The sequence below is a fragment of the Variovorax sp. WDL1 genome, assembly GCF_001541225.1.
Classification (GTDB): domain Bacteria; phylum Pseudomonadota; class Gammaproteobacteria; order Burkholderiales; family Burkholderiaceae_C; genus Variovorax.
Window position 1 is genome coordinate 30,049 of record NZ_LMTS01000021.1, and the last position, 13,306, is coordinate 43,354.

Consider the following 13,306-nt stretch of genomic DNA (forward strand, 5'->3'; position numbering starts at 1 on the left):
ACAATGCCGGAGACAAAAGATGAACGCGACAAATGTGCGGGTGCGCAGCCGCCTTTCATTGAGCTGCATGGCCGCCGTGCTGTTGACCGCCTGCGGCGGCGGCGGTGACGGCGGCGGTGGCTTGCCCTTCCTCGTGTATCTCCCGCGCAGCTGTGCGCAGCTCGCCGGCATGGAGATCCCCGAGTCCGCCATCGGCCTGCCCACCAAGGGCGGGACGGTGACCGCGGCCAACGTCGTCGCCGCGAGCGGCACGGGCGCCGCGGCGGTGCCCGAGCATTGCCTGGTGTCCGGGAGCATCTCGCCCGTCGATGCCGCAGCGCCGAAGATCCTGTTCCGCGTGGCACTGCCCACCCACTGGAATACCAAGGCGCTGATGTATGGCGGCGGCGGCTTCGACGGCTCCATTCCCAATGTCGTGGGCAATGTCCCCAACGGCCCGACGGACCGCCCGCTGCCGCTCGCCCGCGGCTATGCGGTGTTCGCGAGCGATTCCGGGCACCAGGCAGGCGCGCGGGGTTCCCTGGACGGCTCGTTCGGATTGAACGACGAGGCCCTTCGGAACTGGGGCGGCGACGCCCTCAAGAAGACGCGCGATGCCGCCGTGTTCCTGATCAAGGCCCGCTACGCGGCCGCGCCCGCCAAGTCCTACTTTGCCGGCGGCTCCACGGGCGGGCGGGAAGCGCTGCAGAGCATCCAGCGCTGGCCCGCCGACTGGGACGGCGCCATCGCCTGGTACCCGGCATGGAACCAGGCCTCCGCGATGCTGGGCGGCCAGAAGGCCACGCTTGCGTTGTCGAGGCCGGGCGCCTACCCCAGCTCTCCCAAGCGGCTGGCGCTCTTCCAGGCGGCCATCCAGGCTTGCGATGCACTGGACGGCGTTGCCGACGGACTCGTCAGCAACCAGGCCGCCTGCAACGCGAGTTTCGATCCCGCCACCGCCACCTTGAACGGCGCGCCGCTGCGCTGCCCCGACGGCGCGGACACCGCCGGCACCTGCCTCTCCGATGCCCAGATCGATGCAGTGAAGGCGATGAACGGGCCGGCCAGCTTCGGCTTCACGCTGGCGAGCGGCGAGACCGGCTACCCCGGCTACAACGTCTGGGGCGCGGACCTGGGCATCGCGTCCATCACGACGGCGGTCCAGCCGACAGTGACCTTCCTCAACCTCGGCAGCAGCCCGCCGGCCAACCCGATGCCGGCCACCGCGCCGTACATCAGCCAGCAGCTCGACCAGGTGCTCAAGAACATCATCACGCGCGACCTCGCCTTCAACCCGCTGAGCTTCGACCCCGAAAGCGCGAGCCCGCTGGCCGAGCGCTGGGGCGTGTTGAGCCGGATGATCGACCAGTCCACCGACATCTCGGGCTTCGTCGGGCGCGGCGGCAAGCTGCTGCTCGCGCACGGGCTGCATGACGTGCTGGTCAGCTCGCGCGCCACGGCCGACTACTACACCCGGCTCGTGCGGCAATTCGGGCAGGGCACGGTGGACAGCTTCGCGCGCTACTACGAAGTCCCGGGCCTCGGGCATGCGGTGAGCAGCCAGTTCAACGGCACCTGGGATTCGCTCACGGCGCTGGAGCAGTGGGCCGAGACAGGTGTCGCGCCGACGGCGCAAGTGACCCGGGACACGGTCGGCGTACCGGGACGCACGCGGCCGCTGTGCGACTACCCGACCTGGCCGCGCTACGGTGGCTCGGGTGACGTGAACGCTGCATCCTCCTTCACCTGCGCGAGCCAGTAGGGGAGGCATCCAGCGCCGCCACCGCCTGCGCCAACGCGAGCACCGACAGCGGCGCCGACCCCTCGGCCTTGTTGTTGATCGCCACGTAGGCCGCGTGGCCCGCCCTGGTGGTGCCGGCGATCACGCGGGCCAGGGTCTCGCGGGTCCGGGGGTCGGGATCGGCGAGCTTGTCGAAGGGCTCGTAGAGCTTCTTCGCCTCCTCGTAGCCGTAGGCGCCGTGCAGGCGGTTCAGGTTCCAGCGGCACACCAGCGGCCCCGGCCACAGCGCGCGCAGCAGCGGCAACTGCGCGGCGATGGGCGGCATCTTGGGGTGCAGGCCCAGGCAATAGGTGGCACCGCATTCGCGCAGCATGTCGGCAAGCGCGGGCGTGAGCAGCTCCGGGTTTCGCAGCTCGACCGCGATCACGCCGTCCGGCGCGGCAGGGCGTAGCGCGGGCAGCGCCTCCAGCATGCGCCGCAGGCGCTGCAGCAGGGCCGGCAGGTCGGCCCGCATCGGCGCGGGGATCGGGCTCAGCTGGAACACCAGCACACCGAGCTTCGAGCCCAGGCCGTCCAGCGCGGGCCGCACGAACTCCTGCACCGCGAGCGCCGGATCGAGGAAGGCCGGGTTGGGCTGCATGCCGCGGCCGTCCTCGTCGCGCACCAGCGCATCGGCGAGCAGGCCGGGCGCCTTCACGATGAAGCGGAAGTCCTCCGGCACCACCGCGGCGTAGGCGGCGTACTGGCTGGCCGAGAGCGGCCGGTAGAAGCTGCGGTCCAGGCTCACGGTGCGAAAGAGCGGGTGCTGCGCATAGGCGGCCAGGCCGTGTTTCGACAGCACCGACTGTTCGTAATCGCCCTCCCAGACCATGCCGGCCCAACCGGGAAAGAACCAGGAGGAGGTGCCCATGCGCAGCGCAGCGGGCAGGCTGCGCGCGAGTGCCTGCTGTTCAGGGGTGGCGGGCGCGGGCCGGACCTTCGGGCCGCCGGCAGGGGCACGCTTCCTTGTCGGGGAAGGCTCGCCCGCGGCGGGCGGATCGGCTTCGGTCGGGTCGTCGAAGAGGGAGTCCTGCATCGTGGGGCGCTTCGGCACGCTGACCGATGCCGATCAGTTGCCGCTGAAGAAGAAGGAGCGCCGGCTTTCCGGCAGCAGTGTCATGCCGCCGCGCAGGCCTCCGGCCGCAGACGGGCCGACCCACAGGTCGAACTGCCCCGGCTCCACCGTCGGCACCATGTCCTGCCCGATGAACATCAGGTCGGCCCGCGTGAGCGTGAACTCGACTGTGGCCGACTGGCCCGCAGGGATACGCAGCTTGCGGAAGCCCTTCAACTCGCGCACCGGGCGGGTGATGCTGGCCGCGCGATGGGCGACGTAGAGCTGCGCCACTTCCTCGGCGTCGCGCTGGCCGGTGTTGGTGATGCGCGCGCGCACCGTGGCCGTGCCGTCCCACGACGTTCGCGCGGGACTGACTTCGAGCGCGTCGTAGCGCACCCGCGCGTAGCCCATGCCGTGCCCGAAGGCGAAGGCCGGGTCGTTGGTCGCGTCCAGGTAGCGTGCCTTGTAGAAGGTGGCCGGGGCGTCGGCCAGCTGCGGCCGGCCGGTGCGCTTGTGGGCGTAGTAGTAGGGGACCTGGCCCGGGGTCTGCGGAAAGCTCACCGGCAGCCGGCCCGAGGGATTGACGTCGCCGAACAGCACGTCGGCGATGGCGGGCCCGGTCTGCGAGCCGAGGAACCAGGTCACCAGGACGGCGTTGGCATTGCGCACCGCGCCGCGCAGCGCCAGGGCGCGGCCGTTGCGCAGCAGCACGACCACCGGCTTGCCGGTGGCGGCCACGGCCTCGGCCAGTTCCTGCTGGGCGCGCGGGATCTCGATGTCGCTGCGCGAGCGCGCCTCGCCGGACATCTGGTCGTTCTCGCCGATGGACAGCAGCACCACGTCGGCCTCGCGTGCGGCCGCGACGGCCGCCTCGATGCCGCCGGGGATCGGCGTTTCCACGTTGGCGCCGCGCACCACGGTCAGCAGCTCGGGCGCGGCGAGCGACTGGCGGATCGCCTGCTCGATGCCCACGGGCGGCTGCTGGCCGGGGAAGATGCGCCACGGGCCGAACAGGTCGTCGGTGCCGGCGAAGGGGCCGATCAGCGCGATGCGCCTGCCCGACCTCGGCAGGGGCAGCACGTCGTTCTCGTTGCGCAGCATCACGATCGAGCGGCCCGCCGCCTCGCGCGCCAGCGCCTGGTGCGCGGCGGCATCGAAGCGCGGGCCGGGCGCGTCCTCGAGGCCGCGGAAGGGGTGGTCGAAGAGCCCGAGCCGCTGCTTGATCCGCAGCACGCGCCGCACCGCGTCGTCGAGCCGCGACATCGGCACCTCGCCCTCGGCCACCAGGCCGGGCAGGTACTTCATGTACAGGCCGCTCTGCATGCTGACGTCGGTGCCGGCCAGGAAGGCACGCTTGGCCGCCTCCCGCCCGTCGGCCGCGAAGCCGTGCGCGATCAGCTCCTCGTCGGCGGTGTAGTCCGAGACCACGAAGCCCTGGAAGCCCCATTCCTCGCGCAGCACGCCGGTCAGCAGCGCGCGGTTGGCGTTTGAGGGAATGCCGCCGATCTCGTTGAAGGCACTCATGACCGAGAGCGCGCCGGCATCGATGGCGGCGCGGAAGGGCGGCAGGTAGACCTCGCGCAGCGTGCGCTCGGAGAGATCGACCGCGTTGTAGTCCAGCCCGCCCTCGGCCGCGCCGTAGCCGGCGAAGTGCTTGGGCGTGGCGAGCATGGCGTTGGCGCGCCCGAGCTCGGGGCCCTGGAAGCCGCGCACCCGCGCGGCGGCGAACTGGCGGCCGAGGTGGACGTCTTCGCCCGCGCCCTCGATGCCGCGGCCCCAGCGGGCGTCGCGCGCAATGTCCACCATCGGCGCGAAGGTCCAGCGGAAGCCGTCTGCGGTGGCCTCCACCGCGGAGGCATGCGCGGTGCGCTCGGCCAGGGCCGGCTCCCAGCTCGCGGCCTCGGCCAGTGGCACCGGGAATACGGTGCGGAAGCCATGGATGATGTCGGCGCCGAAGATGAGCGGGATGCCCAGGCGCGACTCCTTGACCGCGGCCTGCTGCGCGCGGCGCTTGCCTTCCAGGCCCTCGTTGTTGAAGAGCCCCGTCACGCGGCCGGCGCGGATCTGGGCCAGCTGCTCCTCCTCGCTCTGGCGCGCGCCCTGCGGGTTGGCCACGGTGTCGACGGCGGCGGGGGCGTAGAGGCTCAGCTGGCCTGCCTTCTCCTCCACTGTCATGCGCGCGATCAGCGACTCGATGCGCGCCAGCGACGCGCGGTCGAGCCCGCCGGGCGAGGGGGCGGTGGCGCAGGCGCCCAGGAGGGCAAGGGGGAGGAGAAGGAGGAGGAGGGCGAGGCGAGGGAAGCTGCTGCGAACGCTCATCGATGCCATTGTCGCGGTCTGCTCAATACACCCCCGCTTGCGTCGGTCTTCCGGCACGCGCGGGCACAATCCGCGCCATGAGGCAATGGTTGCGCACGCAGGGGGGATGGTGGCTCGCATGGCTGCTGCTCGGCGGCGCGGGCGCGACCTGGATCGCGCGCGCCGAGCTGGCGCAGCTGCACGAGGACTTCGAGGTCAATGGCCGCATTGCGCACCGGCTCATGAGCCAGCAGGTGGTGCAGTACGACGCCGTGCTGGCCACGCTGGCGCTGCTGGCGCCGGGGGCGGACGCCGAGCGGCCCGAGCAGCGGCTGTCGGCGGTCTACCCCTCGATCCTCGGCGTCGAACGGCGCGAGGCCGGCGGGGCCTGGTCCGACCGCGTGCTGGCAGACGCCGAAGCAAGGTCGCGCGAGCTTCGGCGCCCCGAGCTCGCCGGCCAGGACCTCGCGATGGGCCGCTACCGGCTCGTGATCGGCGCCACGCCGATCAGCTATGCGCTCGACATCGACCTGGCAGGCACCGTGCCGGCGCGCGACTGGCCGATGGACCCGAAGACCAGCCCGGTGCGCGTGGTGCTGGAGCGCGCGGGGCAGCAGTTTGTGGTGCAGCCCGGGCGGCCCGCGTTGCCGCAGGGCTGGTCCTTCTCGTTTCGCAAGGTGCTGGCGTCGGACAGCCAGGCCTTCGACCTCGTGGCCGAGCGCCATGTGTCGTGGAGCGAGCTGCCCTGGGGCTGGATGCTGGCATGGGCCGGCGCCATCGGCGGCGTGCTGTGGGGCGCCCGCGCGCTGCGGCGCCAGCGTATCGAGCGGCGCCGCGCCGAGGAACTGCTGCGGCTCGGCCAGGTCGCGCGGCTCAATGCGCTCGGCGAGCTCGCGGCCGGCATGGCGCACGAGCTCAACCAGCCTTTGACGGCGGTGCTCGCCAACACGCAGGCGGCGCGCCGGCTGCTCGACGAGGAGCCACCGGAGCTCGCGACCGCGCGCGGCGCGATGCAGCAGGCGGCCGAGCAGGCAAGGCGCGCGGCCGATGTCGTGGGGCGCCTTCGACGTGTGATCGAGCGGCCGGGCCAGGCGGGTGCCGCCAGGCCGGTGCCGCTGCAGGACGCGGTGCGCAGCGCGCTGCACCTGCTGGCGCCGGAGTTCGACAAGCGCGCCATCGCGCCGGTGCTCGAAGGCGCGACGCAGGCGCCGGTCAGCGTGCAGGCCGAGCCGGTGGCGCTGGAGCAGATCGTCCACAACCTGCTGATGAACGCGCTGCAGGCGCTCGACGAGCTCCCGGCCGGCGAGCGGCAGTTGCGGCTCGCGGTGGAGCGCCAGGACGGGCAAGGCGTGCTGCGCGTGAGCGACAACGGCCGCGGCATCGCGCCCGAGCTGCTCGCACGCATCTTCGAACCCTTCTTCAGCACGCGCGAGGGTGGGTTGGGCCTGGGCCTGAGCCTGTGCGAGACGCTGGCCGGCGCGATGGGCGGCTCTTTGTCCGCCGAGCCCGAGCAGCCGCGCGGCGCGCGCTTCACGCTGCGCCTGCCGTTGGCGCCGCAGGAGCGTCCTGCATGAGAGCCGCTCCCAAGTCGAACAGCAACGCAGTGCGGAGCACGGAGGTTTCGCAGTGACGAATGAGCCGCAGTCGCCGCTTGTCCACTTGATCGACGACGACCAGGCGGTGCGCGAGAGCCTGGCCCTCTTGATCGGCACGGTCGGGCTGCGCACCCAGGCTTGGTCGGACCCGCAGGCCTTCGTCGCGGGCTTCGACCGCAACGGCATCGGCGCCATCGTGCTCGACGTGCGCATGCCCGGCATCAGCGGCTTGGCGGTGCTCGATACGCTGGTCGCGCAGGGCGTGGACCAGCCGGTGATCATGCTGACCGGCCACGGCACGGTCGAGATGTGCCGGCGCGCCTTCAAGGCCGGCGCGGCGGAGTTCCTGGAGAAGCCGGTCGACGACGAGCAACTGCTGGAGGCCCTGCAGCAGGCGGTGCGCCAGCATGTGCGCTCGCGCGAGCGGGCCCAGGCCGACCAGGCGGCGCGCGAGCGGCACGCGCAGCTCTCCGAGCGCGAGCGCGAAGTGCTGCGCTTCATCGTCGAGGGGCTGACCAACAAGGAGATCGCACGCACGCTGGCGCTGTCGCCGCGCACGGTCGAGACCCATCGCGCCAACCTGTTCGCCAAGCTGGGCTGCGAATCGCTGGCGCAGCTGATCCGGCGCTACGCGGCGCTGGCCGGCGACGATGCTCCGTAGTTCTACGGAGGGCGGACGTAGCCGTACGAATGGCGGCGGCGGGCCGCAATTCCTACAGTGGCGCTTCATTCAAACGGCTTCAAACCACTTCGGAGAACTCCGCATGCATTCGTCCCTTCGCCTCGGCACGCTCGCCGTCTCTCTCGTCCTCTGTGCATGGAACGTGCAGGCCCAGCAAGCCCCAACGGCTGCCGCTGCCGTGCGCACAGAGCGCAACATCTCGCTGGAGCTTGCGAACCAGATTGCCGCGGCCACCGTGGCCGCCTGCTCGGCCAACGGCTACGCGGTCGCGGCGACCGTGGTCGACAGGGCCGGCGTGGTGCGCGCGGTGCAGCGCGCCGACACCGCGGGCGCGCACACCGTGGCCGCCAGCGAGCGCAAGGCCTGGACCTCGGCCTCGGCCAAGGCGCCCACGCTGGCGATGATGGAGAACGCCCAGAAGAACCCGGGCGCGGCCAACCTGGTGAACATCCCCGGCTTCCTGCTGCTGGGCGGCGGCGTGCCGGTCAAGGCCGGCAACGAGGTGATCGGCGCGGTCGGTGTCGGCGGCGCGCCGGGCGGGCATCTCGACGAGCAATGCGCCAACGCAGGCATCGAGAAGGTCAAGGCCCAGCTGGGCTGAGCACGAGGATGAAGGCCATGCATCGCGCGAGCCTTGCCCTGTTGCTGGCCGTGCTGGCGATCGGCAGCGTGGAGCCAGCGGCGGCGCAGGTGCCGCCCACCGCGCCGGAGGCACTCGCCTACGAGGGTGTGCACCAGGCGGCCTGGCGCGGCGATCTCGTTCGGCTCAAGGCCCTTGTCGCAGCCGGTGCCGATCTGGAGGCGCGCGACGGGCGCGGCCGCACGGCCCTGCATGTGGCGACGCATGCACGCCAGCGCGAGGTGATCCGCGCGCTGGCCCAGGCCGGCGCGAAGCTCGATGTGCCCGAGGACGACCGCTACGACGCGATCACGATCGCCGCCGTGGCCGATGACCCGGCGACGCTGTCGCTGCTGCTGTCGCTGGGTGCCAGCCCGCGCCAGACCACCAGCCGCTACGACGGCACCGCGCTGATCGCCGCGGCGCATCTCGGCCACGACGAGGTGGTGCGGCGGCTGATCGCGGCGGGCGCGCCGCTGGACCATGTCAACAACCTGCACTGGACGGCGCTGATCGAATCGATCGTGCTCGGGGACGGCGGGCCGCGCCACCAGCGCACGCTGGCGGCGCTGGTCGATGCGGGGGCCAATCTTCAACTGGCCGATCGGCAGGGCAACACGCCCCTGCAGCTGGCGCGTGCGCGCGGCTACGCGGCCATGGCCGCCAAGCTCAAGGCGGCCGGCGCGAAGTAGAGCGCCTCGGGGACAATCGGGCGATCCCACGAGGAGGACCGTCCATGTACATGCCGCCCCAGTTCAACAGCCAGGACCGCGCCATCGCCGCAGCGCTGATGCGACAGCACCCCTTCGCCAGCCTGATCTCGACCGATGACGAGGGCCTGCCTTTCGTCACGCACCTGCCGCTGGTGCTCGACGACCGCGGGGAGGAGGGCGGGTTCTCGCTGCTGGGCCATTGCGCCAAGCCCAATCCGCAGTGGCGCTACCTGCAGGCGAGGCCGCGGGCGCTCGCCACCTTTCTCGGGCCGCATGCCTACCTGTCGCCCTCGGTCTACCCGGACCTCGCGCGCGTGCCGACCTGGAATTACCTGGCGGTGCACTGCACGGTCGAGGCCCGCCTCATCGAGACGCCGGTCGAGAAGGATGCGCTGCTCAAGCGCCTGATCGGCGACCATGAGCCTGCGTATGCGCAGCAGTGGCGCGACCTGGGCGAGGAGTTCCAGCTCAAGATGCTCAACGGCATCGTCGGCTTCGAATTGCAGGTGACGGCGCTGCAATGCAAGCTCAAGCTCAACCAGCACCGGCGCGAGTCGCATCCGGCGATGTATGCCCGCTACAGCGCGGGCACGCCGGACGAGCAGGCCCTGGCGGCCTGGATGCAGCGCCTGGGCATGCAGACCGGTGCGGCGCAGGCGCAGGAGAACTGAAGCATGCGCGCCCTCGGATTGGTCGGACTGGTGCTCGCGCTCGTGATCGTCGGCGTGCTCGTCAAGCGGCAGATGAGCAGCATGGCCGGCACGCCGCCGGCAGCCGATGCGCGCCCGCAGCTGTCGCAGCCTGAGCAGGCACTGCAGGTCCGGCAGCAGTTCAAGCAATCGCTCGACGAGGCAATGCAGCAGCCGCGCCCCGTCCCGGACGATGCCCGATGACGTCCGATGACGAACACTGGATGCGACTCGCACTGGCAGAGGCGCGCCGGGCGGCCGACGCCGGGGAGGTGCCGGTCGGCGCCGTATTGGTGAAGGAGGGGCGGCTGATCGCTGCCGGGCGCAACGCCCCGGTCGCGCTGCGCGACCCCAGCGCGCATGCCGAGATGAATGCGCTGCGCGCGGGTGGTGCGGCCCTGGGCAACTATCGCCTGGACGGCTGCGAGCTCTACGTCACGCTGGAGCCCTGCGCCATGTGTGCCGGAGCCATGCTCCATGCGCGGCTGGCACGCGTGGTGTTCGGCGCGGCCGACCCGAAGACCGGCGCGGCGGGCTCGGTGCTGGACCTGTTCGCCCGGCGCGAGCTCAACCACCACACGCAAGTGCAGGGTGGGGTGCTGGCGGCGGACTGCCAGGGACTGCTGCAGGATTTCTTCAGGGCCCGCCGCAGCGCGGCGCGCGACGCGGCCGAGCCGCTGCGCGACGATGCGCTGCGCACCCCGGACGAGCGCTTCGATGGCTTGGCCGGCTACGCCTTCGAACCGCGTTACGTCAGCGATCTCCCGAGCCAGCGGGGCTGGCGCATGCACTACCTCGACGAGGGGCCGGCGGCCGCAGCATGGGCCTGCCTGTGCCTGCATGGCCCGGGCGAGTGGAGCTACTTCTTCAGGCACCTCGCGCGCGTGCCGGGATGGCGCGTCCTGGCGCCGGACCTGATCGGCCTCGGCCGCAGCGACAAGCCCAAGCGCGAGTCGGTGCACACGTGGCCCTGGCACCGCGACCTGCTGCTCGAATGGCTGGACCGGCTGCAGCCGGGCCCGCTCGCGCTGGTGCACAGCTCCGGCGCGGCGCCGCTCGCATCCCTGCTCGCGAGCGCCGCACCGGGGCGCTTCGCGCTGGTGCGGATGGCGCCGGACGCAGGCGAGGCGGCGATCGATGCCTGGCGCGCGCCCTTTCCCGATCGCGGCTACGAGGCGGCGCTGCGTGCTCTCGGCCCGATTCCGGCAGGCGTTTCCGGTCCCGGCGCCGCGCAAGCGGCCCGGCTCGCGCAGGAGGCGATGGGATACTTCGGCCCGTGAAGAAGAAACACATCTATATCTACTCCCCCTCCAGCGCCGTGCGCGACAAGGCCGCCTTCCGGCGCGGCATCAAGCGGTTGCAGGCGCTGGGCCACGAGGTCGAGATCGACGAGGCCGCACTCGCCACCCATCAACGTTTTGCCGGCGACGACGCAACCCGGCTGGCGGCCATCGCCCGCGCCGCCGCCAGCCGGGCCGACGTTGCCTTGATCTCGCGCGGCGGCTATGGCCTCACGCGCATCATCGATGCCATTCCCTACAAGGCGGTCGCCAAGGCCATCGAGCGCGGCACCGAGTTCGTGGGCCTGAGCGACTTCACCGCGCTGCAGAACGCGCTGCTGGCGAAGACGGGCGCGGTGAGCTGGCAGGGCCCGGCGGTGGGCGAGGACTTCGGCGCCAAGGACGGTGCCGACGACATCATGGAAGCCTGCTTCGACGACCTGCTGCACGGACAGGGCGAAGGCACCGGCTGGCGCGTGCCGAAGCGAGACGCCGAGGCCGTGGCCGGTTTCCGCGGCCTGCACGGTGCGACGCTGTGGGGCGGCAACCTCTGCGTGCTCGTGAGCCTGCTGGGCACGCCGTACTTTCCGGCGGTCGACAAGGGCGTGCTTTTCTTCGAGGACGTGAACGAGCATCCCTTCCGGGTGGAGCGCATGCTCGACCAGCTGCGCCATGCCGGCGTGCTGGCGCGCCAGAAGGCTGTGCTCTTCGGCCAGTTCACCGGCGGGCGCACGGTGCCGCACGACCGCGGCTTCGGCCTGGGGACGGTGATCGCACGCCTGCGCACGCTGATCAAGGCGCCCGTGCTCACGGGCCTGCCCTTCGGCCATGTCCCCACCAAGGTGCTGCTGCCGGTGGGTGCCAAGGTGGAAGTGGCGGCGGATGGCCGGGATGTCTTCATGGTGTGGGGCCACCGGCATCCGCACTGACGCGTGGGGCGAGGCCCAAAAAACAAAGCCGCTGCAGGGCAGCGGCTTCGGCAGGGCAAGGGGAGGCGCTTCAGGTGGTGATGCGGTGATGCGGCCGCGGCACCATCGCGCCGGGCAGGCCACCCTTGAACATGCGGTTGATCTGGCGCATCTGGCGGCGCGCTGCGGCCTCGCCATCTACCGCGCTCAGGGCCGTCAGCACATCCTGGCGGAGGTACCAGAGCGCCTCCAGGTCGCCCGCAAAGCGCACGCGCTGGGCGACGCGCTGCGCCGAATGGCCGCCATGGGTCTGCAGCAGGGACAGCATGGCACCTCGAATCTCGCCCATCCGACGGTCCGCCGAACGGCGCAAGCCTAAGGCCGGGAACGCCAACAAGCGAAAGAAACTTTGTAGTGCCATGTGATGTAAGGCGGTGCCAGAAGCCTAGAGGATTACAACGTTAAGCCTATGAACGGCGTCTTACAAGGCTGGGCGCATAATTTCATCTTCAAAAACAACATACTTCACGAATATCTTCAAGCAGTGGACGAGGATTTGATGCTTAAGTTGTACTTGTCATCGTCGGTCTGACGTTCAACGTGTTTCCTAATGAAAAAGCAACAGCTTTGCGTTTGACTCCGTCCGATTTGACTCCCCCTGGGGGCGCTCGTGCGGTGCTTTGCCATAATCGTTCGGCGCGAGCCACCAAGAATTGCACAAATGACCGGTCATCCCACTGTCGTTTTCGCTGACCTTACGGGAAGCACGCGTGTCTTCGAGGCCATGGGCAATGCCAGGGCCACCGAAACCGTGACCCGTCTCATCCAGTGGATCGGCGGCGTCTGCGAGGCGCATGGCGGCCGTGTCGTGAAATCGCTGGGCGATGGCGTGTTTGCAATATTCACCAACGGCATCAATGCCACCAAGGCGGTCCTCGAGCTCCAACGCAATCACCAGAAGCGCCTGCAGACCTGGCCGGCCCCGTTGCGCATGGAGTTGCAGATCGGCGTTGCGAGCGGCGAGGTGGTAGAGGTGGACGGCGACTGCTACGGCGACGCCGTCAATCTCGCGTCCCGGCTCAGCGACTTGGCGGGCCCGGGGCAGATCTGGGCCACCGAGTCGGTCATCGACCAGCTGCAAGGCGGCGAGGCGCGGCATCGCAGTCTCGGCCCGATCAATATCCGCGGCAAGAACGAGATGCCGGTGGTGCACCGCATCGACTGGCAGGACGAGGTCACCGAGTTCCTTACCATGCCGGCGACCCTGGCCGTGCCGGCGCGCACGGCCGACTCCTCCTTCGCGCAGATCGAGCTTGCCTGGCTCGATGTGCGCTCGATGTTCCGCGCCGCCGATCTGCCCATCCACCTGGGCCGAGTGGACGAGGCGCAGTTCGTGGTCAATGATCCGCGCGTGTCGCGGCTGCATGCGCGCATCGAGGCGCGGCAAGGCAGCTGTGTGCTGGTCGACATCAGCACCTACGGCACCTGGGTTCGGTTCCACGGCACCGCCGGCGCGAGCGGCGAGATCGCGTTGCGGCGCGAGGAGTGCGTGCTGCACGGCAGCGGGGAAATCGGGCTGGGCGCACCGCTGAGCGACTTCAGCGCGCCGACCATTTCCTTCAACACCACCGGCGGCAACGTGCAGCTCCCGCGGCGCGAAACGCGTTGATGCGGTGTGGCGGGCCGATCGCCTGCCGCTTTCGACT

Annotated in this window: 13 protein-coding genes; 10 read left to right on the plus strand and 3 right to left on the minus strand. The window is 70.8% G+C overall.

The genetic code is table 11. The annotated features are described in order from the left end of the window. Nucleotides 1-19: 19 nt before the first annotated feature. Nucleotides 20-1,741, plus strand: a complete 1,722-nt coding sequence (locus APY03_RS01955) for a tannase/feruloyl esterase family alpha/beta hydrolase (RefSeq protein ID WP_068673406.1) — start codon at nt 20-22, stop codon at nt 1,739-1,741. Here APY03_RS01955 and APY03_RS01960 read toward each other — a convergent pair. Next, nucleotides 1,722-2,795 carry a DUF72 domain-containing protein gene (locus APY03_RS01960; protein ID WP_068673408.1) on the minus strand — a complete coding sequence of 358 codons (1,074 nt, stop codon included), beginning with the start codon at nt 2,793-2,795 and terminating at the stop codon, nt 1,722-1,724. The two genes, APY03_RS01955 and APY03_RS01960, sit on opposite strands and share 20 nt — an antisense overlap. Nucleotides 2,796-2,828: 33 nt before the next feature. Beyond that, nucleotides 2,829-5,135, minus strand: coding sequence for a glycoside hydrolase family 3 N-terminal domain-containing protein (locus tag APY03_RS01965; protein ID WP_068673434.1), 2,307 nt, complete (start codon nt 5,133-5,135; stop codon nt 2,829-2,831). A 77-nt stretch (nt 5,136-5,212) separates the two neighbouring features. On the opposite strand from APY03_RS01965, the gene APY03_RS01970 reads away from it, so the two are divergent. The 8 genes from APY03_RS01970 to APY03_RS02005 all read left to right on the plus strand — a co-directional run bounded on the left by APY03_RS01970 (nt 5,213) and on the right by APY03_RS02005 (nt 11,621). Continuing rightward, a complete protein-coding gene (locus APY03_RS01970) occupies nt 5,213-6,688 on the plus strand; it encodes a sensor histidine kinase (protein WP_068673410.1) in 1,476 nt (491 codons plus the stop codon). A 52-nt stretch (nt 6,689-6,740) separates the two neighbouring features. Then, nucleotides 6,741-7,370, plus strand: a complete 630-nt coding sequence (locus tag APY03_RS01975) for a response regulator transcription factor (protein ID WP_068673412.1) — start codon at nt 6,741-6,743, stop codon at nt 7,368-7,370. Nucleotides 7,371-7,473: 103 nt separating this feature from the next. Then, nucleotides 7,474-7,992: a GlcG/HbpS family heme-binding protein gene (locus APY03_RS01980; protein WP_068673414.1), complete on the plus strand. Its 519-nt coding sequence runs from the start codon at nt 7,474-7,476 to the stop codon at nt 7,990-7,992. 17 nt (nt 7,993-8,009) lie between these two features. After that, nucleotides 8,010-8,702: an ankyrin repeat domain-containing protein gene (locus APY03_RS01985; RefSeq protein ID WP_068673436.1), complete on the plus strand. Its 693-nt coding sequence runs from the start codon at nt 8,010-8,012 to the stop codon at nt 8,700-8,702. Between the two features lie 44 nt (nt 8,703-8,746). Then, nucleotides 8,747-9,394: an FMN-binding negative transcriptional regulator gene (locus APY03_RS01990; RefSeq protein WP_068673416.1), complete on the plus strand. Its 648-nt coding sequence runs from the start codon at nt 8,747-8,749 to the stop codon at nt 9,392-9,394. 3 nt (nt 9,395-9,397) lie between these two features. Further along, nucleotides 9,398-9,616, plus strand: coding sequence for a hypothetical protein (locus APY03_RS01995; RefSeq protein ID WP_068673418.1), 219 nt, complete (start codon nt 9,398-9,400; stop codon nt 9,614-9,616). Further along, on the plus strand, nt 9,613-10,692 hold the full coding sequence (gene tadA / locus APY03_RS02000) for a tRNA adenosine(34) deaminase TadA (RefSeq protein ID WP_068673420.1): 1,080 nt from the start codon (nt 9,613-9,615) through the stop codon (nt 10,690-10,692). Before APY03_RS01995 ends, tadA begins: the two co-directional genes overlap by 4 nt. Further along, nucleotides 10,689-11,621 (plus strand): LD-carboxypeptidase, encoded by a 933-nt coding sequence (locus APY03_RS02005; RefSeq protein ID WP_068673422.1) that lies wholly within the window; start codon nt 10,689-10,691, stop codon nt 11,619-11,621. The genes tadA and APY03_RS02005 overlap by 4 nt, the downstream gene beginning before the upstream one ends. 70 nt (nt 11,622-11,691) lie before the next feature. On the opposite strand, the gene APY03_RS02010 is transcribed toward APY03_RS02005, so the two are convergent. Beyond that, on the minus strand, nt 11,692-11,928 hold the full coding sequence (locus tag APY03_RS02010; RefSeq protein ID WP_232081087.1) for a hypothetical protein: 237 nt from the start codon (nt 11,926-11,928) through the stop codon (nt 11,692-11,694). A 393-nt stretch (nt 11,929-12,321) separates the two neighbouring features. Between APY03_RS02010 and APY03_RS02015 the strand changes: the two genes are divergently transcribed. Next, nucleotides 12,322-13,269 carry an adenylate/guanylate cyclase domain-containing protein gene (locus APY03_RS02015; RefSeq protein WP_068673426.1) on the plus strand — a complete coding sequence of 316 codons (948 nt, stop codon included), beginning with the start codon at nt 12,322-12,324 and terminating at the stop codon, nt 13,267-13,269. Nucleotides 13,270-13,306: the final 37 nt, after the last annotated feature.